We start from the raw sequence: 23,032 nt of genomic DNA on the forward strand, positions 1-23,032 counted from the left end.
TTTCTCCAGTCCCACTTGGATTTATCCATGTCTTTTCGTGTATTTTTGGGCGCGTGACGCATGCCGAAAGCAAGCAAGTTGATCCGGTGGGGAATGGCTCAGTCTCGACGTTGACGGTCGGCGCGCCGCTGCTGACGGACCCCGACTTCCGCAGCGAGATACACACCGCCGAGGACACGATCGATGTCGAAACCTACGGCGGCGGCTTCGACCTCACCAGGCGGGCGACCGCTCCCAAGCTGCGCATCGGCCGCGACAAGTGGTTCAACCTGCTGTGGCTGATCCCGATCGGCTTCGCGCTGCTGGTCGTGGCGGTGGCGATCGGCAAGGGGCTGTACAACATGCCCTCGGTGCAGGCGTTCATCCAACGTTATCCGGGCGCCGACATCCCCGAGAAGGTTCCCGGCGTTCCCGCCTGGCTTGGCTGGACGCACTTTTTCAACCTGTTCGTGATGATCTTCATCATCAGGAGCGGGATCCAGATTCTGTGTGACCACCCGCGGCTCTACTTGAGCCGCAATGCCACCCCCGGCAAGGACGAGTGGTTGCGCGTGGGTCCCCCGGTCCCCGACGACGAGCTGTGGACCGCCAACGCCGACACCGTCGCCCTGCCGCCACAGCTCGGACTGCCCGGGTTCCGGCACTCCATCGGGCTGGCCCGCTGGTGGCACCTGGGCATGGATGTTCTATGGCTGGTCAACGGTCTGGTCTTCTACGTGCTGTTGTTCGCCACCGGGCAGTGGCGGCACATCGTGCCGACCAGTTGGGACGTGTTTCCCAACGCCCTGTCGGTGGCCATTCAGTACCTGTCCGTCGAGCACTGGCCGGCGGACAACGGCTGGGTCGCCTACAACGGCCTGCAGATGCTGGCGTACTTCACCACGGTCTTCATCGCCGCGCCGGCGGCGTTGATCACCGGGCTGGGCATGTCGCCCGCGCTGTCGCAGCGGGTGCACTGGCTGAGCACGCGGTTGAGCATTCAGCACGCGCGTTCGCTGCACTTCCTGGTGCTGGTGTACTTCCTGTTCTTCATCATCGTGCACGTCACGCTGGTGTTCGCGACCAGCGCGCTGAGGAACCTCAACCACATGTTCGCCGCCCGCGACGACAACAGCTGGATGGGGTTCTGGGTCTTTGCCGCGGCCATGGTGGTGTGCGCCGTCGCCTGGGTCTGGGCAACCCCGTTCACGATCAAGCACCCGCGCGTGATCCAGCGTGTCGGATACGCACTGGTCGGCCCGTTCCAGCGGCTGCTGGAGCAGTTGAACCCCCGGCCGGGCGCGTTCACCGAGGAAGACATCTCGCCGCATCACTGGCGCAACGGCCGGCTGCCGGAGACCGTCGAGTACAAAGAGTTGGAGGCCAACGACTTCCGTGACTGGCGGCTGAAGGTCTACGGCCTCGTCGAGCACCCGATGGAGTTCTCGCTCGACGACCTCAAGGCGCTGCCCTACCACGACCAGATCAGCCAGCACTTCTGCATCCAGGCCTGGTCGGGTGTGGCCAAATGGGGTGGCGTGCAGATGAAGACGATCATGGACATCGTCAAGCCACTGCCCGAGGCGAAATGGGTGGTGTTCTATTCGATGGGCCTCGGCGCCACCGGCGGCATCTACTACAACGCCCATCCCCTCGACCAGATGGGCAACCACATGACCATGCTGGCCTACAACATGAACGACCAGCCGCTGCCCTACATGCACGGCAAGCCGCTGCGGTTGCGCAACGAGTTGCAACACGGCTTCAAACTGGTCAAGTGGATCAAGGGCATCGAGTTCGTCGCCGACTACCACGACATCGGTAGCGGCTATGGCGGCTACAGCGAAGACCACAAGTACTTCGGGCGCCACCAGACCCTGTAGGGGTCCTCGAAAATCCCTCCCTCGAAAACCCCTGTGGTATCGGGATTTTCGGCCTACCGGAGCGCGGCCAGATTGTTCACCGATTTGCGCACGTCTGATCGCACCACCCTGGCGACGACCCGTCCGAGCGGCCCGGAGAGCACGCCGCCCGTCAGGTCCGCGGTGAGGTTGAAAGTCGACCCAGGATGGTTGTCGGCGACGTCCATCGCCACCGCGATGCGGATTCCGCCGCGGCCCCGCCCCTGCAGTTCAATCGATTTCGGCTCGTCGTACCGGGTGACCGTCCAGTGAATGATGTTGCGAAAGCCCTTGACCTTGACGCACGACGAAACCCGGGTGCCCTCCCCGATCGTCGACGGCACCTCGCTCCGCCATCCGCCGAAGATCGTCATCCACTCGTCGAGTCGACTCAGGTCTGACGCCAGCTTCCAGGCCGCTTCCGGTTCCAGGTCCGACGACGTCGAAACATCCACTCGTGCCAAGGCTTACCCCCGCTTTTCGCTTGAGGGGTTGCATACCCGGGTGGGCGCGGCCGATAAACGCGGCGGATGTGTGGCTCCCTAGGGCCAGGCCTTGTCCAACTGGTGCGCCACGTCGATGACCTGCGCGGCCTGCGATTGCGGCGAGTCGATCTCCTCGGCGACGTACTGGGCGATGAATCTGCGGATCTCACCGTCGACGCCGGCAAGGATGCGCAGCACCTCGCCGCGGAAGGACTTGGACGACACGTTGACGGTGATGTCGGACGGCCGCGGCTTCGCGACGTCGACGATCAGAAGCAGCGGCTCGGCGGCTCGTGCCGTGGCGCGCAGGGCGATGTCCCCGGACACCACGAATCGCTGCTTGTCGAGTCGCAGGTCCAGGAGCAGGTCGATGGACAGCGGGATGTGTATGACGAACGTGATGGCCTCACCCAGGCGCCGCGTGACGCGCGCATCGTGGATCTTGACGTTGGCGCTGACCTTGGCGATGCCACCGGGCCCCTGAGCGATCGGCTCCATGGCGAACTCGTTGCCCGCGATGTCGGCAAACGCGGCGGCGACGCGCTCGGGCGTCACGGCGACCTCGAAGAACCTGCGGCCGAACTCCTCGTAGGTGACATAATCGTGGGTCTGCATAGGCTTATACAGTCTCACGTCACCCGCCGGAACGGCCGCTGATCTGCTCGCGTCGCAGGAATTTCGCGTCAGACGCAGGCCGACGGGGCCCGCGGCGTCGGCCTGCGTCTGTGAACAACACCACACCCAGTCGCTTCGATTCGGTGTGTCGGCCGGCGGCCTGGGAGGCTTGGAGGAGTTGGAGGTGTTTGGGAGTCCTATGAGCGCCCACGAGGTTATTGAGTCGCGCTCGGCCGCGTCCCGGGTCGCGGGGATGCTCACCTGGCTCGGCGGTGGGCACCGGCCCGAACTCGCCGAGCGTCACGAGCGGTCCACCCATGCCGTGGCCGGCGCCGTCGTGCTTTTCGGGGCCCTGCTGGCCTGGCTGGTGGCGAGCCTGGCGGTTTCCGGGTCGACGAGCTGGCCGGTGCCGGCCATTGTGACGCTGACCCTCGTCTTCGGCCTGCTGGTCGGCGCGGTGACGCGCAGCATCGCCGGCGGGCCGCACCGCGGGTGGGCCGGCATCGCGGGCCGTGCGGGCGTCGCGCTTGCCGTCGGCGCCGTCGTCGGCGAGCTGGCCGCGCTCGTGGTGTTCTCCGCCCCGATCGAGCGTCGCCTGGACGAGCGGGCCCTGCGCGCCGCCGAGTCGTCGCCCGCGGTGGCGCAGGCGTCGGCGGCGCTGCAGCAGACGCGGGATGCGCGCGCCGCGCTCGACAACGCCGTCGAACAGGCCCGCCTGCACCAGGACCAGGCCCTGGTGGTGGCGCGCTGCGAATTCAATCCCACCCCGGCTTGCCCGCAGACCCGCATCACCGGGGTTCCCGGTGCCGGGCCCGAAACACGAACGGCGAACCAGCTTCTCGCCGACGCGCAGCGCGAGCTGGACAACGCGCTGGCGGCCCGCGACCGCCAGGCCCCCGGGCTGGACGCCGAGATCTCCCGCGGGCAGCAGGCGCTTGCCGTGGCCCGCCGGCACGTGGTGGCGGACGCCGGGCGAGGGCTCGGTGCGCGCTGGGTCGCGATGAACGACGTCACGTTCGTCGGCGCCGGCGCCCTGACGCTGCGGCTGCTGACGATCGGGTTCTTCGCGCTGCTGTATCTGCTGCCGCTGATCCTGCGGCTGTGGCGGGGCGAGTCGACCCAGGATCGCCGCGCGTCGGCGCGCGCCGAGCGCGAGCGCGCCGAACTCGACGCGGACACCGCGATCGCGATCAAGCGGGCCGAGGTTCGCCGTGAGGCCGAAATGCTTTGGGCCGAGCACCAACTCACCCAGGCCCGCCTCGCCATCGAGGCCCAGGCCCAGATCGACCGCGAGCAGCAGCGGCGCCGGGTCGCGGAGGCCCTGGATGCCCCGGTGCGCGCGTCGGCGCGGCGTACCTTCGAGCCAGTGGAGGAAGACATGTACCTGCCGATCGCCGCGGAAGCCGAGGCGGCCAGCCGCGCACTCACCCAATTGCCCGCCGGCGCACCGGAAGAGCGCACCGGCGACGAGCCGGGTCGCGAGGTCGAAGTCCACGACGAGCGCGGTGCGCCGTTGATCCCGTCGATTCCGGACGCGACCAGGGCCGCGGCCCGGTGGATTCGCCCGCTGGTGCCGCCCATCGTGGCGCGGGTGATCGACAACACGACCCAGCCCCTGCGCACCGCGCGGCAGGTGTTCGAAGAGGTTGAGGAGATCACGTTTTCGCTCAAGCGCACCCGCAAGGTCACGGTCGACTCCGAGACCTCCGAGGCCTCCGAGATCTCGGAGCCCGCGGACGAGCCGTCGCACCCAAGCCGGATTCATTCGTCGCGCGCGGGTCGCCGCCACGACGAGTCGTCACACCGGGCCCACCACGGGGTGGGGCGCCTGTCCGCCGGCGACGACCAGGACCGGTCGCTGGCGGAGCGCGACCGCGGTCTCGAGTTGACGGAGCGCGGCGGGTTCCGCGAGGTCCGTGCGCCCGAAGGCCCCCGCGAACTACCGCCACCGAAATGATTGCGAGATAAGCCGCTTCAGCCCACGGCCAGCTCGAGCCGGTCCAGGCGGCGCACCAGGATGCTCGGCAGCCACCGGCCCACGTCGACCGCCGCGATCTCCGATGTGCGATCCAACAGCAGGCGCAACACGATCCGTGCCTCCAGGCGTGCCAGGGCGGCGCCGACGCAGAAGTGCGCTCCCTTTCCGAAGCTGATGTGCCCCTTGGCTTCTGCCCGGTCGAGGCGGAACTCGCCGGGCGTCTCGAAGTGAGCCGGGTCCCGGTTGGCCGCCCCCCCACAACAGCAGCAGGCGCGAGCCGGCCGGCAGGTCGACGCCGCCCAGGGTGGCGTCGTTGCGCACGTGCCGGTAGTGGCCGCGGAACGGCGGTTCGTAGCGCAGGGTCTCCTCGATGAACGCCGCTAGCAATTCCGGCCTTTCGCGCAGCTGCCGCTGGACGTCGGGCCGCTGCGCCAACATCCACGCCGCGCTGCCCAGCAGCGACGCGGTGGACTCTCCGCCCGCGGCGAACAGGATCACCAGCATCGCCTGGGCGGCGAAGCTGTCCAGCTCGCCCGAGGCGCAGGCGCGCGCAAGCTTGCCCAACAGATTGTCCTGCGGATCGTCCGTGGCGCGCGCGAATTGCTCGCCGATGTAGCCGCTGAGCTCCATCACGGAGACACCCGCGGCGGCGAGTTGCTCCTCGCTGACCAGACCCTCGACAAACTGGGTCGCCGCGTACCCCCATTGCTCCAGCTTCGCGACGTCGACGTCGGGCACGCCGATCAGCTCGGCGACGACCATCATGGGCAGCCGGTTGGCCATGGCGCCCATCCATTCGATGCGCCCGTCACGAAGCCCGTCGCTCCACAGCCGCTCTGCGGTCTGGGTGGCGAACCGCTCGAGCGCGCCGATGCGCCTGGCGGCCAGGTGGCGCGCCAACAGCTTGCGATGAATCGCGTGGGCGGGATCGTCGGCGGTGGCCAGCACGTGGGTCGGGCCGCCGAGGGCGTCCATCTCGAACGCCTTGACTGCCCCCTCGGGCGTATACGTCATGGTTGCGGTCAGGTTCGACGAAAAGTCCTCGGGCCGGTTGATGACGTCGTTGATCGCGTCCCAATCGCACACCGCATAGAACCCGGAGTCACCGATCCGGTGCACCGGCCCGGCCGCGCGCATCCGCTCGTAGAGCGGGTACGGATCCTGCAGGGATTCGGCGCTGAAGAACGCGTCCGCGGCGACTGTCACACTCCACAGCGTGCTGGCCGTGATATTCGCACGTCAACGCCGCCGCGCGAGGTTGAAACCCGCCGGCCGGAGCCGGTGGCCCCGGCCGTCTCAGCATGGGTCCCGGAGCTGCGGCTAAGCTGAGAAAAGTAGCGGAATCTGTCTCACAGTGAGATCGCGATGTGGGTGCTTCTCGAGCGGGAGGTCAAGTGCCGGGTAACGACTGGTTGGTCGGGGGCGATCGCCGCGAGGTCGCCGTCGAACGCATCTATGCCGCCGCCACCGACATGATCACCCGCGAAGGCCCGGACGCCTTCGACATGGACCGGCTGGCCAAGCGGGTGCACTGTTCCCGGGCCACGATCTACCGCTATGCCGGCGGAAAGGCCGCCATCCGCGACGCGGTCGTCGCCCGCACGGCGTCGCGCATCATCGAAGCGGTGCGCCAAACCGTCGACACGATGAGCGGGCCCGAGCGAGTGGTCACCGCAATCACGGTGGCGCTCAGGCTGATCCGGGCCGATCCTCTGTATCCGCTGATGGTCAGCTCGGTGCGGGCCAACGAGATGCTGTGGCTCACCGGGTCGCCGCTGTTGGCGCGTTTCGCCACCGAACTGACGGGGCTGACCGACCGCGACCCTCAGGCCGCCCTGTGGGTGGTTCGCGTTGTGCTGTCGCTGATGTACTGGCCCGTCGGCGACGACGAGACCGAACGCCAACTCGTGCAACGATTCGTCGCGCCGGCCTTCACCTGAGCCCGTCGGTGCCGAGCGCGTCGTACAGCTCGGGCAGGAAACCCGCCAGGTGGTTCATCTCCTGCGCGCAGTGCACCAGCAGATTGCGGGCGGTGGATTCCGAGCCGCCGAGTACCCGCGACGCGAGGGGACGCACCGCCCGCGACGCCAGGCCGGGAGCCTGGCGCACCGCGATGTGCGGCCCGCCCATCCAAAACCGTGACCGCATTTCGGCCCCGCCCGCCGTCGACCGGATGTGATGGACGAACCAGCCGGCTTCCACCGGGGCGTCACCGGACCCCAGCCGCGCGCAGATCGACACGGCATCGTCGCTGTCGGCGGGTAAACCGACGCTGGCCGGCGCGACGAATTGGATTGCCGCACTGACCATGGTCGAGCCGATGTACTCCCTGATCATCGACGCCCGCCCGATGTAGCGCTGCCCGCCCCGGCCGCCGTCGTTCCAGCGGGCGGACAGGTGCGCCCGCGGATGCCACAGCTTGTAGCGGCGGGTGTCGCCGCCATGCCAGCCGAACCACCACACCCACATCGCGGGGGTTACCCCGGGCATGTCGGTGCGCACGGAGACCTGCATGCTCCCGTCGTCGAGCATTCCGTAGCCGTTCTCGGTCCGGTGGTAACCCTCGTCGGCGAGGCTCGCCGTGTCGTCGAAAGCCAGCAGCGCCGGCCCGGCCTGCGGGCCATGGTGTAACGCGTCGACGACATGGCTTGGCAGCGCAGCCATCTCGGGTTTGAAGAACTTGCCGAACGGTGTCTGGGCGTCGTCGCCGCGGTAGCCGAGGTAGAGCTCGCCGGCCATCTACAGTCGTCCCATCCAGCTGTGGAACAGGCCATCCGGGTCGTAGGCGGCCCGCACCCGGTCCAGGCGAACCATGGCTTTGTCGGTGGCGAACCGCGCCGGCCGCTGACCGAGGTTCTCGTCGGCGAGCTGAATTCCGGTGGCCAAGTGGGACATCGCCGCCATGTTCGACCGCGCCCAGTCGCCGTACCTCTCGTCGTCGGCCGCGTTCTTCCATCCGCCGTAGAGCGCCAGGTAGACCTCGTCCTCGAGGCTGTAGGCCATGTCCGGGCGCGGCGGGGACGGTCCCCAGTTCAGCCACAGGAAGTGCGACGGGTGGTCGGGGATCGTGTCGATGATGTCGTGGATTCCGGGCAGCAGGTCTTCGGCGGAGGCCGACGTCCACATGTTGTCCGCGGCGTAGCGATGGTCGGGCAAATAGTTGCCCATCACGGCGTCGTACCAGGTGGGCATATCGGTTGGCATATAAGGAATCTTGACCAGAGTCCGGTCGACGACCGGGACCCTGCCGAAGATCGCCAGGGCCTTCTCAGCTTCCCTCTCGGAGTCGGCGAATGCCGGGGACGCGAACGTGATGGCCGGGCTGTCGATGTTCATGTTCGGGACGCTCTTGGTCGCGACGATTTGCATCTCGACGCGACGGTCCACCTCGGCGCTGACGTTGCGGGCCCAGGTGTAGATCTCGTCGGCGAGCTCGATCGGGTAGATGTAGAAGCTGGTGCCGCAGGCGGCCGGGCGTGGGTAGAGCTTCAGGTGGAACGACGTCACCACGCCGAAGAAGCCGGGGCCCGCGCCGCGTGCTGCCCAGTACAGGTCGGCGTGATTGTCTGCGTCACAGTGGATTTGCTCGCCGTCCGCGGTGACGACGTCCAGGCCGACGACGTTCTCGCACGCCGGGCCCCAGACGCGGCTGTTCCAGCCGTAGCCGCCCTGCAGCAGGTAGCCCCCGACGCAGACGCCCCTGCAGTGCCCCGCGGGAAAGAACAGGTTCTGCGCCTCCAGCTCGTTCATGAGCACGCTGCCGCCCTTACCCGGACCGACCACCGCCACTCCCCTTTCGGCGTCGATCCTCGCGTGGTCGATGCGGCTCACGTCGAGCAGCACCGCCCCGTCGCGCAGATGGTTGGCGGCCCAGCTGTGCCCGCCCGACCGGATGCTGACCTTGAGGCCGTTGGCCTTGGCATACCGCAGGGCGTTGACGACGTCGTCGGCGTCGACCGCCTGAACGATCACGTCCGGGAATCGCGGGGGAACACGCTGGTTCCACACGGTGGCGCGGCGAGCCGCTTCATACCCCTCGTCGCCGCGGAAGTAGTGCCGTCCCGCCGGCAGTGACGCGGGGCCGACGGGGGTCACCGGAAGAAGCCCACCGCGGGATCGTCGATCACGGACGAGATTTTCGCACCTTTTCGGTGGTGCCTGATGCCTCGCGATCGCGCCGGCCAGTGCAGGCGGAGCGGGAAAACATCGTGCTCCGAGGGCCTTTGGTCGACGGCGGGTCGATGAGAGTTGGCAACGGCCGCGGCACCCCCCGGGACCCCGGCCGTGCCAAGTTTCTCATCGTCACTCAACAGGTCACCACTCAACAGCTCACCGCAGACGACTCGGCGAACAGCGGTCCCCACTCGCGGCGGGCCGCGGACTGCGCATCGGTGAAGCTGGTCGTCTTCTCGCCGTCGCCGGCCAGGTGAACCAGCGCCCACGCCATCGCGAACACCGGCACCCTGTGACGCACTGCCGCGCTGTGCAATTCGTCGAAGGCCGCGTCCGAGCGGCAGCGCCGAAGTCCGATGAGAATGCCCCTCGCGGTGTCGAGAATGCGACCGGAGTTCGGGCCGCACGTAGTCTGGGCGGGAACCCAGTTCGCCATCATGCTGTGGATACCTCCTGTTGACGCCTTGACGAAATCCGCCAACCCACATAGCGGAGCCGAGATCACCGCGAGTCCCCGCAACTCGCGACCCGATCCCGAAAAGGTGCCCTGTGCAATGATTTGTGGATCGAACCCGTTGTGCCAGACCGTCGCCCGCATCGATACGCGGTTGTGATCGTGTTGAGATCGCCCGGAGATTTCGGTCGCCGGATTGCGCCCGTCAACGATTATTCGAAGGTTATTCGAATCAGCCTGTAAGCGAGAGCAATTCGTCGAAGCTGGCAACGAGGGCGTCATGGAAGACGTCGTAGTCGGGTATCGCCGCGGTGTCCACGTTGATGCCCAGGGCGCACACGTCGACGTAGGTGAGCAGTGTGACGTTGACCGCGGAGCCGATGGTCGGGCCGAACGCGTACTGCGCGCGAACGGGGGCGCCCCCCAGGAAGACCGGGACCGGGACGCCCGGCACGTCGCTGGCCACAAAGTCCACGTGGCGCAGGACCGAACCGATGTACCACCGCGGCACCAGGTTCAGGGCGCCGGCGATCAACTGGGTGAACGGCAGCGACCTCTCGTCGCGCACCGCGGCGGTGCGCTCATGTATCGCCCTGATCCGCGCGGCCGGGTCGGCCTCGCCGACGGGCACGTCGAACCGCATCAGCGTGATCCGGTTGCCGCCCATCTCGTCGCCCTTTGCCCGCAGGCTGATCGGCATCGAGAGGTGCAGGTCGCCGACCTCGACGCCGTGCTTTTCGTGGTATCGGCGCAACCCGCCGGCCACACCGGCGACAAACGCGTCGTTCAGCGCCCCGCCGCACCGGTGCGCCGCCTCCCGCAACGGCGGCATCGGCACTTCGTGCACCCCGAGGCGCCGGATCAGGCCGCGATCCGAGATCAACGGGGACCCGGCCCGGCGTATCGGCCGCACCGTGCGGTACACCGACGCCCCGGTGGCCGCGGCCGAGCGGATCGTCGCGGCGGGCCGGCGCACGCTGTCGTACACGACTCGCGGGGCCAACTTGGCCGCGGCGGTCACGGCGCCACCGAGTAAGTGCGCGTCGTATCGCCAGCTGTCGCGGTAGCCGCCGAGCAGCGGGGGCCTGGACGGCTCGGGCGCCGGCGGCAGGGGCTCGCGCTCGTGGAGATCCTCGGAGAGGTGGAAGAGGTTCATCGCTATTTGGACGCCGCCGATTCCGTCGGTGAGCGCATGGTGGAACTTGCAGACCATCGCCGCGGCGCCGTTCTCCAGCCCATCGATGAACGTCGTCTCCCAGAGCGGCCGCGCCCGGTCGAAGTCCTGCATCTGGGCCAGCCGGGCCAGCTCGAGGACGTCGTCGAACGCCCCGGACCCCGGAGCGGCGGCGCGCCGGATGTGGTAGTCCAGGTCGAAGTCCCGGTCGTATTCCCACCGGGGCGGGGCCGGCGGCGGCGACGGCACCACCCGCTGCCGAAACACGGGCAGTTTGCGGCTGATCCGGTCGAAGCGGTCGCGCACCCAACCCCACTCGGGGGATCGGTCCAGCACCACGACGCTGACCACGGTCGATCGCAGCCGTGGATCGTCTTCCATCGCCCAGGTGAAGGCGTCGCTGTTGCGCATGAATGCAGTCATGGTGTGCTCCACGCACAAACCTACGACCGGTCGGGGCAAAGGTCAGTAGCTTATTGGCAGCCAATGACTTTGGTCCCCACGAATGGTGTCATTCGTCGCCCGCGCCGGGGACCGACGGGCTACGACGGCGCGGCGTCCGCGAATTCGCGGAATGCGGTGTAGGCCCGGGCGCCGTAAATCGTGGCGGGTCCCCCATGCATCAGGATGGTGACACCGATCGCCTCGGCGGCCTCCTCCGCCGTGGCGCCGGCCCGCGCGGCCGCCTGGGCGTGCGACGCGATGCAGCCGTCGCAGCCCTGCACGACCCCGATCGCCATCGCCATCAGCTCCTTGACCTTGCGGCTGAGCGCTCCGTCGGCCAGGGCGGCGCCGCTGAGGGCGGCAAACCCCTGGTAAACGTCGGGGATCTGCTTGCGCAGGGCGCGATGCTGGGACAGTAGGTCGTCGAGGACCTCATGATGCTGCTGCTGTTCCGACATGATCCCCCGGGGCTACTTTCTGGCGCTCGCGGTCTCGCTGTGCTTCAGCGAGTCGATCGCCGCCTGCAGCCTGCCGGTGACCTCCTCGGCGACGGGGCGCAGCTTCGGCTCGCCGCTGACCTCCACCATCAGCTCGGGGTTCATCGCCTCGACCAGCACCGTGCCGTCGTGGTCGGGGTCGGTCCGCACGACGACGTTGCACGGCAGCAGCAGGCCGATCTGCCGGTTCGCCTCCAGCGCGCGATGCGCCAGCGGCGGGTTGCAGGCGCCGAGGATCAGATAGTCCTCCATCTCCTGGCCGATTTTGGCCTTCAGCGTGGCCTTCACGTCGATTTCGGTCAACACGCCAAAACCCTGCTCCGCGAGTGCCTCCCGGGTCCGCGCGACCGCGTCTTCGAACGAGGTGTGCAGCGGCGTCGCGATTGCGATGTCCATCGTGGTTTTCCCTTTCTGGTCGTGTTCTCGTCGTGTCCCCCGGCCTCAGGCGAGCGCGAGGAACAGCTTCTCCAGCTCGGCCTCGCTCATGGGTGGCCCGCCGTCGGCCGTGACACCCGTGAGGCATTCCCTCAACCCGGTCGCCACGATCTTGAAACCGGCCCGGTCGAGGGCGCGCGAAACCGCGGCGAGCTGGGTGACGACGTCCTTGCAGTCGCGGCCCTGCTCGATCATCGAGATCACCCCGGCAAGCTGTCCCTGGGCGCGGCGCAGCCGGTTCAGCACCGCCGCGATGCTGTCTTGATCAGCCGTCACTGGATCCTCCGTATCGTTGTACCACTGCCATGGAATATACCCCCATGGGTATCAGTTGTCACCTGTACAGGTCCGTACCGGCCCTGAGTGGGCCCAAACAGCTAAGGAAGCAAGGTGACGACGACCAACCTGACGCAAGAGACGTTCGAGTCGACCATCACGGAGAATCCCATTGTGCTGGTTGACTTTTGGGCCGGATATTGCCGGCCCTGCCAGGCGTTCGCGCCGGTCTACGACCGTTCGGCGCGGGCGCACCCCGACGTCGTGCACGGCAAGGTCGACACCCAGGCCGAGCCCGGGCTGGCGGCCGCGCTGGGGATTCGCTCCGTGCCGACCATCATGGCGTTTCGCGACGGCGTGCTGGTCTACAGCCAGGCCGGCGCGATGGCCCCGGCCGTGCTGGACAACCTGATCAGCCAGGTGAAATCGCTCGGCATGAACGCGGTGCGCGCCAAGATCGCCGCCCGCCGCGCCGGCGCGGCCCGCTGAAATTCGGCGACCGGCCGACCATCAGAGGATGGCCCGCAGGTCCTTCGCCCTGGCGATGTCGTCCCAGTCGACGTCCAGCTCGAGCAGGATCTCCTCGGTGTGCTGGCCGTGCTCGGGCGCCCGCGCGGGGCGCGGCGGGGTTTCGTCGAACTGGATCGGCGCCGCGACGATCCTGTATTTCTCGCCGTGGTCGTCGACGTTGGTGATCACGTACCCGTTGGGTTCCACTTGCGGGTCGTTGAGCGTCTCGCGCGGGGTGGCCAGCGCGCCCCACACCCCCGGCTCGTCCTCGAGCACCTTCTGCCAGTGCGCAAGGTCGTGGGCGGCGAAGGCGTTGGCCACGATCTCGGTCGCCGCTGCGGCGTTGGCGATCAGGTTGCTCGACGGCACAAACCGCTCGTCGGTGGCCAGTTCGGGCAGGCCGATGCGCTCGCAGAAGCCGGCCCAGAACTTGTCGGGTTGCAGGAAGACCAGCTGAATCCACCTGCCGTCCTTGGTCTTGTACCGGTTCACGAGCGGATTGATGGCCAGCCCGGGCGGCGCGCCTGGAATGCCGTCGATGTCGAAGAAATCGGCCGCGCAGATCGAGGGCGCGATGGCCCACATCGCCTGGGCCAGCAGCGAAGAGTCGACGATCGTCGGCTCGCCGGTCCGCTCCCGGTGGAACAGCGCGGCGCACACACCGCCGGCCAGGGTCGCCCCGCCCTGCAGGTCCCCGAATCCCGGCCCCTGGACGGCGGGCGTCTCGGACCCGAACGGGGTCAGCGTGTACGCCACCCCGCCGCGCGCCAGGTAGGTGGCGGCGTCGAAACCGCCGCGATCCCGGTGCGGGCCGCGCACCCCGAGCCCGGTGCCCCGCGCGATGATGATCTTCGGGTTGAACGCGCGGATGTCCTCGACGGTGAGCCGGGCCCGTTCCAGCGCCCCCGGCAGCCAATTGGTCAGAAACACATCCGCACTGGCCAACAGCCGGCCGAACAACTCCCGCCCCGTTTCGGACTTGATGTCGATGGCGATGCTGCGCTTGCCGCGGTTGCCCAGCTCGAGGATGAAGTCGGCGTCCGGGCGCGCGGCTTCGCGGGTGAAGCCGCCGACCACCAGCGCCCGTCCCGGATCCCCGGAGGCGACGCCTTCCGCCTTGATCACGTCGGCGCCCCAGTCCGCGAGGGCGGCGCCGGCCGACGGCACGTATGTCCACGACGCCAGCTCGACGACCCGGACACCTTGGAGGACACCGCGGACCCCTGACATCGTCGACCCCCTGCCGCGACCATTTCTTGCTATTTTAAGTATTCTAGCTACTCTAAGGGATATTGATAGCCCGGCCGCAGCCACGGGCAGTTTTCGTGGCGGGGATGCGATGGAGCCGACCGTTGGTCCGATTCGAACGACGTTGGGCCCCAACGGGGGTCGTTGACACAGCCGCTGGCATAGACGCGCGAACGAGGGGCGGGCGATGGGAAGGGTAGCCGGCAAGGTCGCCGTCATCAGCGGCGCCGCGCGCGGTCAGGGGCGATCGCACGCGCGGATGCTGGCCGCCGAGGGCGCCGACATCATCGCGGTGGACCTGTGCGCGGACATCGAGACCAACGAGTACCCCTTGGCGCGGCCGGAGGATCTGGAAGAGACGGCGCGGCTGGTCGAGAAGGAGGGGCAGCGCGCGCTCACCGCGATCGCCGACGTCCGCGACCGGGTGGCGCTGGCCAAGGCGATCGACGACGGCGTCGCGGACTTCGGGCATCTCGACGTCGTGGTCGCCAACGCCGGCATCTGCCCGCTCACCGCGGGCCTACCACCCCAGGCGTTCGCCGACGCGGTGGACGTCGACCTGCTCGGCGTGCTGAACCTGGTGCACGCGAGCCTCAAACACCTGCACGCCGGGGCGTCGATCATCGTGATCGGTTCCAACGCGGCGTTCATGTCGTCGATGAACACCAGCGGGATCGACGGCGGCCCCGGCGGGGCCGGGTACGCCTTCGCGAAACTGGCTGCCGCACACTACGTCAACGACTTTGCCTTGGCACTGGCCAAGTTCTCCATCCGGATGAATGCCGTGCACCCGACGAACGTCAACACCGACATGCTGCACAGCGCCCCGATGTACCGGGCCTTCCGGCCCGACCTGAAGGACCCGAAGCGCGAGGACGCCGAACCGGTCTTCCCGGTGGTGCAGGCGATGCCCATCCCCTACGTCGAACCCGAGGACATCAGCGAGGCGGTGGTGTTCCTCGCCTCCGACGCGGCCCGGTACATCACCGGCCAGCAGTTGCGGGTGGACGGCGGAGGTTTCCTCAAGGTCAAGCCCTGGTCGGGTGCGTGACGGCAGTGGCACCAATCGGACCGCACCGCAACGGAACTCCGCGATGACCGACGCCGTGTCCCCCGACGTTCAGCGCGACATCTATGCGCTCATGGTGCTGATGAAGGCCGCCGACGATCGGCTGTCCAAGGGCATCGGCACCGGCGAGTTCATGTGCGTGTACTGGCCCTCGCGCGGCCAGGAGGCGATCGCCGCGGCGATGGGTGTGTCGCTGCGGCCCGACGACCAGCTGGTGACCACCTACCGGGGCCTGCACGACCTGATCGGCAAGGGGGTTCCGCTCGAGGAGATCTACGGCGAGATGATGGGCCGCACCGTCGGCGCCGGCCGCGGCAAGGGCGGCACCATGCACATCGCCAAACCCGACAGCGGCGTGATGCTCTCGACCGGGATCGTCGGCGCCGGTCCGCCGGTGGCCGTCGGGCTGGCGATGGCCGCCAAGCGCAAGGGCATCGACCGGGTCACGGTGGTCAGCTTCGGCGACGGCGCCACCAACACCGGCTCGTTTCACGAGGCGGCGAACATGGCCGCGTTGTGGGACCTGCCGCTGGTGTTCGTGTGCCAGAACAACCTCTACGCCGAAATGACGCCGACGTCGGACACGATGAAGCTCGAGCGCGTCGCCGACCGGGCCGCCGGCTACGGCATGCCCGGCGTCCGGGTCGACGGCAACGACCCGCTCGCGGTGAAGTCCGCGCTCGACGACGCGCTGCGGCGGGCCCGCGACGGCGCCGGCCCGACCTTCATCGAGTGCGTGACGTTCCGCTTCCGCGGCCACTATTTCGGCGACCGGATGCCCTACATCCCCAAGGAGCAGCTGGCCGCGGCGATCGACGCCGACCCGGTGCCGCGGTTCCGCGCCCTCCTCGCCGAAACCGGTGTCTGCGGCGAGGACGAGCTCGGCCGCATCGACGAGGAGGCCTCGCGGACAGTGGAATCCGCGCTGCAGGCCGTCATGGGTGCCGACTCCCCATCGATCGACGAACTCGACCGCGACGTGTACGCGACGCCGATCAGGTTCCCGGTATGAATGCGCAAGAGAAAGAGATGACGATGCGCGAGGCGCTGAACCTCGCGCTGGACGAGGCGCTGCGGGCCGACGACCGAGTCTTCCTGCTGGGCGAGGACATTGCCGACCCCGGGGCGTCGGGCCCCACCGCGGGACTGTCCACGAAATACGGCCACGACCGCGTCCTCGACACCCCGATCTCGGAGGCCGCGATCGTCGGCGCGGCGATCGGCGCGGCCATCGACGGGCTGCTGCCGGTGGCCGAGATCATGATCATGGACTTCATCGGGATCGCCGCCGATCAGCTGATCAACAACGCGGCCAAGCTGCGCTTCATGACCGCCGGGCGCACATGCGCGCCGATCACCATCCGCACCCAGGTGTACGCGGGGCTGGCCACCGGCGCCACGCACTCGCAGAGCCTGGAGGCGTGGTTCATGCACATCCCCGGGATGAAGGTGATCGTGCCCTCCACCCCCCGCGACGGCAAGGGCCTGCTGACCTCGGCGATCTTCGACGAGGACCCCTGCCTGTTCGTCGAGACGATCCGCCTGCAAAGCAAGAAGGGACCCGTCCCCGTCGACCCCGGGTTCTCGATTCCGCTCGGGCGGGCCGACATCAAGCGACCGGGATCCGACGTGAGCCTGATCGGCTACGGACGTGCCGTGCACGACGCGCTGGCGGCGGCGGCCACGCTGGCCGAGCAGGGGGTGAGCGCGGAGGTCGTCGACCTGCGCACCCTCGTCCCGCTGGATGTCGAGACCGTCGTCGATTCCGTGCGCCGCACCCGCCGGGCCGTGATCGTCCACGACGCGGTGCAATTCGCCGGGCCCGGAGCGGAAGTCGCCGCGATACTGCAATCGGAGCTGTTCGGCGAGCTGGCCGCGCCCGTCGAGCGGGTCGGCGCCAGGTTCGTCCCCAACCCGGCCGCGGCCGCGCTGGAGGCGCAGGTGTACCCGTCGCCGGCCCGGATCGTCGCGGCCGCGCAGCGAACCCTGGATAGGGCGGAAGCCCGTGGCTGACTTCATCATTCGCATCCCGCGGGTGTCGGTGGCCGTCTCGGAGGCCGAGCTCACCGACTTCCTGGTCGACGCCGGTGAGCGCGTCGAAGAGGGCACCCCGATCTACGTGATCGCCACGGAGAAGGTGGAACAGGAGATCGAGGCCGGGGCGTCGGGCATCGTGCAGTGGACGGGCCAGATCGGGGCCACCTACGACATCGGCGCCGAGATCGGCGTCATCACCTCATAATCAGAAAGCGATCAGAAAGCGAAAGGTAAGGGCAGACAATGGATCTCAACGAGACCCGCGAGAGAATCATCTACGAAAAGGAAGGCCCCATCGCCCGCGTCACGCTGAACTGGCCCGAGAAGGCCAACGCCCAGGACCAGAAGCTGGCCGAGGAGGTCGACGCGGCCCTGCTGGACGCGGACCGCGACTACGACATCAAGGTGCTGATCCTCAAGGCCAACGGCAAGGGCTTCTGTTCCGGGCACGCCATCGGCAACAACTCGGTCGACTACCCGGAATTCGTTGCGGGAGCAAAGGTCATGGGTACGCCCTGGAAGCCGCAGACCGACCTGTTCGTGAAGCCGATCCTGAACCTGTGGGAGTTCTCCAAGCCGACGATCGCCCAGGTGCACGGCTACTGCGTCGGGGGCGGCACCCACTACGGCCTCACCACCGACATCGTCATCGCCTCCGAGGACGCCTACTTCTCCTACCCGCCGCTGCAGGGCTTCGGCATGCCCTCGGGCGAGTGCTCGATCGAGCCGTGGGTCTTCATGAACTGGCGGCGCGCCGCGTACTACCTGTATCTCGCCGAGGTCATCGACGCCAAGAAGGCGCTGGAGGTCGGCCTGGTCAACGAGGTGGTGCCCCGAGAGCAACTCAACGACCGCGTCGAGGCCATCGCCCGTCACATCGCCCAGGCACCGATGACGACGCTGCTGGCCACCAAGGCGAACCTCAAGCGGGCCTGGGAGCTGATGGGCATGCGGGTGCACTGGCAAAGCTCCAACGACCTCGTCGCGCTGGCGTCGATCAGCAAGGACGTGCAGGAGCTGATCCAGCAGGTGTTCAAGGACAAGGTGCTGCCATCCGAGCAGGCCCGGCGCCAGGCCGCGGCGGCCGCCCAGACCGACGGCGCCCCAGCAACTTAGGCCCGCCGGTGAACATCGCCGATCACGCGAGCACCGACCCCCGCGCGCCGGCCTTGATCATGTCCGGGGGCGGCACGGTCTCGTTCGGCGAGCTGCACGCCCGCAGCCTGCGGGTCGCCGCGCTGCTGCACGGCGCCGGACTGCGCCGCGGCGACGGGGTGGCACTGGTCCTGCCGAACCGGCCCGAGTTCCTCGAAATCACCTGGGGCTGCCAGCTTTCCGGGCTCTACTACACCCCGGTCAACACCCACTTCACCCCCGAGGAGGTCGCCTACGTCATCGACGACTCCGACGCGAAGGCGGTGTTCGTGGACGCGTCGAAGGCCGACCTCGCGTCCCACGTCCGCGACGTCAACGCGGCGGTGGGGGTCCACGTAATTGTTGGGGACGTCGTCGGGGGTGACCTGCCCGGCTGGCGGGCCTACGAGGACGCGCTGGCCGGGGCGGGCGATCCGCCGCCGCTGTCGGACGGCTCGGAAATGCTGTACTCGTCGGGAACGACGGGGCGGCCCAAGGCCGTTCGCCGGCCGCTTCCGACCGACGGCAACGGCTCGTGGGCCCAGTCGGTGCTGGAGCGGGCGCTCACCCACAAGTACGGGATGGGCCCGTCGAGCGTGTACCTGTCCCCCGCGCCGCTCTACCACGCCGCCGGGGTGAACTACACCATGGCGATCAATCGGGTGGGCGCCGCGTCGATCGTCATGCCCAAGTTCGACGCCGAAACCGTGCTGCGGCTGATCGAGACCCACCGCGTCACCCACGCCCAGTTCGTGCCGACGATGTTCGTGCGGATGCTCAAGCTGCCCAGGGCCGTCCGGGAAAAATACGACGTCTCGAGTCTGCGGTGCGTCATTCACGCCGCCGCGCCCTGCCCGGTGGACGTCAAGCACCACATGATGAAGTGGTTCGGGCCCATCATCCACGAATACTACGGCGGTACAGAGGGATTCGCCGGCACCACGATCGGGCCCGAGGAGTGGCTGGCCCACCCCGGCTCGGTGGGCATACCCATGAGCCCGGTGCACGTCCTCGACGAGGACGGGCGGGAGCTTCCCATCGGAGAGCCCGGCGAGCTTTACTTCGAGGGTGGCCCCGACTTCGAGTACTTCAAGGACCCCGCCAAGACCGCGTCGGTCTACAACGACCGCGGGTGGCGCTCGCTGGGCGACGTGGGTTACGTCGACGAGGACGGCTACATGTATCTGACCGACCGATCGACGTTCATGATCGTCTCCGGCGGGGTGAACATCTACCCGCAGGAGGCGGAGAACGTGCTGATCATGCATCCCAAGCTGGTGGACGCGGCGGTGTTCGGCGTCCCCAACGACGAGTTCGGCGAGGAGGTCAAGGCCGTCGTGCAACCCGTCGAGGGCGTCACACCGGGTCCCGACCTCGAGGCCGAGCTAATCGAATACTGCCGAGCGCACCTGGCCGGCTACAAGTGCCCGCGCACAGTCGATTTCGAGCCGGAGTTGCCCCGGGACCCGAACGGAAAGCTCTACAAGAGGCGCATCCGCGAACGCTACTGGCAGGGGCGGGTATCAGGGATCCTATGAACGAGGAATGGCCATGAGTATGGACGTGCACTGGGCGCCGCTGCCGGTGCCGTGGGCAGTGCAGACCGCCGACCGGATTCCCAAGCAGCGCTACTACGACCCGGAGTTCTACGCGCTGGAGAAGGAGATGTTCTGGCCGCGGGTGTGGCAGATGGCCTGCCGGCTCGAGGAGATCCCCAAGCCCGGCGATTTCGTGGAGTACGAGATCCTCGACGAGTCGATCATCGTGGTGCGAGTCGACGCGCAGACCGTCCGCGCCTACCACAACGCCTGCCGCCATCGCGGGGTAAAGCTGGTGGAGGGCAACGGGAATCGGCGCACGTTCGTCTGCCCGTTCCACGGCTGGTGCTGGGGCATCGACGGCCGCAACACCTTCGTGCTGCGGCCCGAGGAGTTCGCCGAGGAGAACCTACGCCCCGACGACCTGCAGCTCGTCCCGGTCCGGTGCGAGCTCTGGGGCGGGTGCGCGTGGATCAACCTCGACGACGGCGCGCCCGCGCTGCGCGACTGCATGGAGCCGTTCGCGTCGACCTATGACGCCTGGAAGGTGGAATCCCTGCGCGTCGAGTGGTGGCAATCCTGTCGGCTGCCGGTGAATTGGAAGCTGGCGACGGCGGCGTTCATGGAGGGCTACCACGTCCCGCAGACCCACCCGCAGTTGCTGCCGTCGGCGCAGACCGGCACGCCGTCCGAGGCGGTGCATCCCGTCGTGGCCAGCAGCCTGTACTTCATGCGCACCCTCGGCGACGGCATGGGCGGCATGACCCACGAGAACGACGTCCGCATCGCCGAGGGCCTGCAGAACATCACGCTGCCGTCCGATCCTGCCGAGGCGATGACCGCCTGGCGCTCCGCGCTCAACGACGCCGTCGTCGCCTGGCACCGCGCCCGGGGCAGCGACATGCCCGACCTCAACGAGCTGGTCCGGCGCGGCATCACCGACGCGATCGGCTTCTGCTTCCCGCACCACTTCATCCTGCCCACCTACAGCAGCGCGTCGTCGTACCGGATCCGCCCGCTGGGGCCCGAGGAGACCCTGTTCGAGATCTGGTCGCTGACCCGATTCCCCGGCGACCGCTCCGCGGGCAAACCCACACCCCCGGATCCGATGGCGCCCGACGATCCGCGCTGGCCGCCGATCCCCGCCCAGGACTTCTCCAACCTGCCGCGGCAGCAAAAAGGGCTGCGCTCAAGGGGATTCGAATACATGCGCCTGTCGGACCGGATCGAGGGGCTGATCTCGAACTTCGAACGCGTCGTCGACGGCTTCCTCGCCGGCCTGCCGTACGAGTCGCTGGTGCCCGCGATCCAGAAGACCAACACCACCATCGACGTGCCGGTGGCCGACCTGGGATTCGGCTCGGAGGCACGATGACGACCCGCTGGGACCGCTCCGTCGACCTGCTGATCGCGGGCAGCGGCGGCGGCGGCATGGTGGCCGGGCTGGCCGCGCTCGACTGCGGGCTCGAGCCGCTGATCGTCGAGAAGCAGGCCCTCGTCGGCGGTTCGACCGGGCTTTCGGGCGGCATCGTGTGGCTCCCGAACAACCCGCTGATGCGGGCCGACGGGATCGCCGACACCCACGAGGACGGCCTGGCCTACCTGGCCGACGTGGTAGGTGACGTCGGCGCGGCGTCGACGCCCGCGCGCCGCGAGGTCTTTCTCACCGTCGGCTACGAGATGATCAACTTCCTTGTCCGCAAGGGTGTTCGGCTGATCCGGTGCGCGGGCTGGAGCGACTACTACCCAAATCACAAGGGCGGCAACGAGGCCGGCCGGGCGGTCGAGGGGATTCCGTTCGACGCCGCCGAGCTGGGGAGCTGGCGCGACCAGGTGCAGCCGCCGCTGGCCAAGAACTACGGGTACGTGGTGCTGACCAACGAGCTGCGCTCGGTTCAGTATTTCAACCGCTCACCGCGCGCATTCGCGGTCGCGACAAAGGTGTTCCTGCGCACCGCGGCGGCGCGGGCGCGCCGCCGCCAGATCCTCACCAACGGCGCCTCTTTGATCGGGCAGATGCTGAAGGCGCTGATCGAGCTGGGTGACGGCCGGCCACCGCTGTGGACGAACACGGCGATGGAAGACCTCGTCGTCGAGGACGGCCGGGTGGTCGGCGCGCGCGTCCGCCGCGACGGCGAGACGCTGAACATCGAGGCGCGCAGGGGCGTGCTGCTGGCCGCGGGCGGCTTCGGCCACAACAAGGAGATGCGGCGCCGATACAGCGGCGACCAGCCCAACGAGGGGCAATGGTCGATCGCCAACGCCGGAGACACCGGCGAGGTGCTGCAGACCGCGATGCGGCTGGGCGCGAAGACCGATCTGCTCGACGAGGCGTGGTGGCTGCCTTCGGTTTTCATCGCCAACGGCGGCGCCGCCGCGGCGTCGCTCGGTTCGGGACGACAGCGGCCCGGGGCCATCTACGTCGACTCGACGGGCCGCCGGTTCTGCAACGAGTCCAACTCCTACGTCGAGGTCGGCAAGGCGATGTACGCCAACAAGGCGGTGCCCTGCTGGATGATTTTCGACGACGGCTACGTGCGCCGCTACGTCACCAGCGCCAACCCGTTCAAGCGCAATCAGCACCTGCCGCCCGGGCTGATCGACAGCGGCGCGGTCAAACGGGCCGACACCATCGGCGACCTGGCCCGCCAGATCGACCTTCCCGCCGAAGAACTCGCGCGCACCGTCGAGCGGTTCAACCGGTTCGCCGCCAAGGGGCTCGACCCCGACTTCGGCCGCGGGCAGTCGGCCTACAACGACTGCCTCGGCGACCCCGGGTATCGGCCGAACGCCGCCGTGGGCCCACTCGACCGGGCGCCGTACTACGCGACCCGTGTTTTGCCGGCGGACGTCGGCACCTGCGGGGGCGTGATCACCAACGAGCACGCGCAGGTGCTCGACGAGGACGACTGCGTGATCGACGGCCTCTACGCCACCGGCAACACCACCGCGACGGTGATGGGCCGAACATATCCGGGCGCCGGGGCCAGCATCGCCAACTCGATGGTGTTCGGCTATGTCGCCGCGCGGCACGCCGCGGGCCGCAAGATCGCCGGCGAGAAAGGTCGCCAGTAACCGCGAGCAG

Annotated in this window: 22 protein-coding genes and 1 pseudogene; 12 read left to right on the forward strand and 11 right to left on the reverse strand. The window is 68.4% G+C overall.

Translation table 11 applies throughout. The annotated features are described in order from the left end of the window. The first annotated feature begins 86 nt into the window (after nt 1-86). Complete coding sequence (locus OQ968_RS10550) at nt 87-1,862, forward strand: molybdopterin-dependent oxidoreductase (protein ID WP_324677450.1); 1,776 nt, start codon at nt 87-89, stop codon at nt 1,860-1,862. A gap of 53 nt (nt 1,863-1,915) precedes the next feature. Here OQ968_RS10550 and OQ968_RS10555 read toward each other — a convergent pair whose 3' ends face one another. Together OQ968_RS10555 and OQ968_RS10560 are read right to left on the reverse strand one after the other, a co-directional pair. Continuing rightward, nucleotides 1,916-2,344 carry an SRPBCC family protein gene (locus tag OQ968_RS10555; RefSeq protein WP_324677451.1) on the reverse strand — a complete coding sequence of 143 codons (429 nt, stop codon included), beginning with the start codon at nt 2,342-2,344 and terminating at the stop codon, nt 1,916-1,918. A gap of 78 nt (nt 2,345-2,422) precedes the next feature. Beyond that, entirely contained in the window at nt 2,423-2,980 is a 558-nt protein-coding gene (locus tag OQ968_RS10560; RefSeq protein ID WP_324677453.1) for a hypothetical protein, read from the reverse strand. A 199-nt stretch (nt 2,981-3,179) separates the two neighbouring features. On the opposite strand from OQ968_RS10560, the gene OQ968_RS10565 reads away from it, so the two are divergent. Next, the gene (locus OQ968_RS10565) at nt 3,180-4,937 is read left to right on the forward strand and encodes a DUF4407 domain-containing protein (RefSeq protein WP_324677455.1); all 1,758 of its coding nucleotides are present in this window, start codon (nt 3,180-3,182) and stop codon (nt 4,935-4,937) included. Between the two features lie 17 nt (nt 4,938-4,954). Here OQ968_RS10565 and OQ968_RS10570 read toward each other — a convergent pair. Next, a pseudogene (locus OQ968_RS10570) lies at nt 4,955-6,164 on the reverse strand (cytochrome P450). A 188-nt stretch (nt 6,165-6,352) separates the two neighbouring features. On the opposite strand from OQ968_RS10570, the gene OQ968_RS10575 reads away from it, so the two are divergent. Further along, the gene (locus OQ968_RS10575) at nt 6,353-6,898 is read left to right on the forward strand and encodes a TetR/AcrR family transcriptional regulator (protein ID WP_324677457.1); all 546 of its coding nucleotides are present in this window, start codon (nt 6,353-6,355) and stop codon (nt 6,896-6,898) included. Here the strand turns inward: OQ968_RS10575 and OQ968_RS10580 are convergent. The 7 genes from OQ968_RS10580 to OQ968_RS10610 all read right to left on the reverse strand — a co-directional run bounded on the left by OQ968_RS10580 (nt 6,891) and on the right by OQ968_RS10610 (nt 12,411). Then, nucleotides 6,891-7,697, reverse strand: a complete 807-nt coding sequence (locus tag OQ968_RS10580; RefSeq protein WP_324677459.1) for a DAPG hydrolase family protein — start codon at nt 7,695-7,697, stop codon at nt 6,891-6,893. The two genes, OQ968_RS10575 and OQ968_RS10580, sit on opposite strands and share 8 nt — an antisense overlap. Beyond that, the gene (locus tag OQ968_RS10585; RefSeq protein ID WP_324677461.1) at nt 7,698-9,053 is read right to left on the reverse strand and encodes an FAD-binding oxidoreductase; all 1,356 of its coding nucleotides are present in this window, start codon (nt 9,051-9,053) and stop codon (nt 7,698-7,700) included. A 226-nt stretch (nt 9,054-9,279) separates the two neighbouring features. Continuing rightward, nucleotides 9,280-9,570, reverse strand: a complete 291-nt coding sequence (locus tag OQ968_RS10590; RefSeq protein ID WP_324677981.1) for an ANTAR domain-containing protein — start codon at nt 9,568-9,570, stop codon at nt 9,280-9,282. 247 nt (nt 9,571-9,817) lie between these two features. After that, on the reverse strand, nt 9,818-11,182 hold the full coding sequence (locus tag OQ968_RS10595) for a wax ester/triacylglycerol synthase domain-containing protein (RefSeq protein WP_324677463.1): 1,365 nt from the start codon (nt 11,180-11,182) through the stop codon (nt 9,818-9,820). Between the two features lie 119 nt (nt 11,183-11,301). Further along, nucleotides 11,302-11,661: a carboxymuconolactone decarboxylase family protein gene (locus OQ968_RS10600; protein WP_324677465.1), complete on the reverse strand. Its 360-nt coding sequence runs from the start codon at nt 11,659-11,661 to the stop codon at nt 11,302-11,304. A gap of 12 nt (nt 11,662-11,673) precedes the next feature. After that, a complete protein-coding gene (locus tag OQ968_RS10605; protein ID WP_324677467.1) occupies nt 11,674-12,096 on the reverse strand; it encodes a DUF302 domain-containing protein in 423 nt (140 codons plus the stop codon). 45 nt (nt 12,097-12,141) lie between these two features. Beyond that, nucleotides 12,142-12,411 (reverse strand): metal-sensitive transcriptional regulator, encoded by a 270-nt coding sequence (locus tag OQ968_RS10610; RefSeq protein ID WP_324677469.1) that lies wholly within the window; start codon nt 12,409-12,411, stop codon nt 12,142-12,144. A gap of 114 nt (nt 12,412-12,525) precedes the next feature. Between OQ968_RS10610 and OQ968_RS10615 the strand changes: the two genes are divergently transcribed. Then, nucleotides 12,526-12,900: a thioredoxin family protein gene (locus tag OQ968_RS10615; RefSeq protein WP_324677471.1), complete on the forward strand. Its 375-nt coding sequence runs from the start codon at nt 12,526-12,528 to the stop codon at nt 12,898-12,900. Between the two features lie 21 nt (nt 12,901-12,921). Here OQ968_RS10615 and OQ968_RS10620 read toward each other — a convergent pair whose 3' ends face one another. After that, nucleotides 12,922-14,151, reverse strand: coding sequence for a CaiB/BaiF CoA-transferase family protein (locus tag OQ968_RS10620; RefSeq protein ID WP_324677473.1), 1,230 nt, complete (start codon nt 14,149-14,151; stop codon nt 12,922-12,924). 205 nt (nt 14,152-14,356) lie between these two features. On the opposite strand from OQ968_RS10620, the gene OQ968_RS10625 reads away from it, so the two are divergent. The 8 genes from OQ968_RS10625 to OQ968_RS10660 are packed head-to-tail and all read left to right on the forward strand — an operon-like array spanning nt 14,357 to nt 23,022. Further along, complete coding sequence (locus tag OQ968_RS10625; protein WP_324677475.1) at nt 14,357-15,220, forward strand: mycofactocin-coupled SDR family oxidoreductase; 864 nt, start codon at nt 14,357-14,359, stop codon at nt 15,218-15,220. A 43-nt stretch (nt 15,221-15,263) separates the two neighbouring features. Next, the gene (locus OQ968_RS10630; RefSeq protein ID WP_324677477.1) at nt 15,264-16,250 is read left to right on the forward strand and encodes a thiamine pyrophosphate-dependent dehydrogenase E1 component subunit alpha; all 987 of its coding nucleotides are present in this window, start codon (nt 15,264-15,266) and stop codon (nt 16,248-16,250) included. Then, on the forward strand, nt 16,247-17,251 hold the full coding sequence (locus OQ968_RS10635; RefSeq protein ID WP_324677479.1) for an alpha-ketoacid dehydrogenase subunit beta: 1,005 nt from the start codon (nt 16,247-16,249) through the stop codon (nt 17,249-17,251). The genes OQ968_RS10630 and OQ968_RS10635 overlap by 4 nt, the downstream gene beginning before the upstream one ends. Beyond that, entirely contained in the window at nt 17,244-17,480 is a 237-nt protein-coding gene (locus tag OQ968_RS10640; protein WP_324677481.1) for a lipoyl domain-containing protein, read from the forward strand. The genes OQ968_RS10635 and OQ968_RS10640 overlap by 8 nt, the downstream gene beginning before the upstream one ends. Nucleotides 17,481-17,518: 38 nt before the next feature. Further along, on the forward strand, nt 17,519-18,391 hold the full coding sequence (locus OQ968_RS10645; protein WP_324677482.1) for an enoyl-CoA hydratase-related protein: 873 nt from the start codon (nt 17,519-17,521) through the stop codon (nt 18,389-18,391). A gap of 8 nt (nt 18,392-18,399) precedes the next feature. Continuing rightward, nucleotides 18,400-19,947, forward strand: a complete 1,548-nt coding sequence (locus OQ968_RS10650; protein ID WP_324677484.1) for an acyl-CoA synthetase — start codon at nt 18,400-18,402, stop codon at nt 19,945-19,947. Nucleotides 19,948-19,966: 19 nt separating this feature from the next. Further along, a complete protein-coding gene (locus OQ968_RS10655) occupies nt 19,967-21,322 on the forward strand; it encodes an aromatic ring-hydroxylating dioxygenase subunit alpha (RefSeq protein ID WP_324677983.1) in 1,356 nt (451 codons plus the stop codon). Next, nucleotides 21,319-23,022 carry an FAD-binding protein gene (locus OQ968_RS10660; RefSeq protein WP_324677486.1) on the forward strand — a complete coding sequence of 568 codons (1,704 nt, stop codon included), beginning with the start codon at nt 21,319-21,321 and terminating at the stop codon, nt 23,020-23,022. The genes OQ968_RS10655 and OQ968_RS10660 overlap by 4 nt, the downstream gene beginning before the upstream one ends. The last annotated feature ends 10 nt before the right edge of the window (nt 23,023-23,032 follow it).

The sequence above is a fragment of the Mycobacterium sp. 663a-19 genome, from assembly GCF_035616495.1.
Taxonomy (GTDB): Bacteria; Actinomycetota; Actinomycetes; order Mycobacteriales; family Mycobacteriaceae; genus Mycobacterium.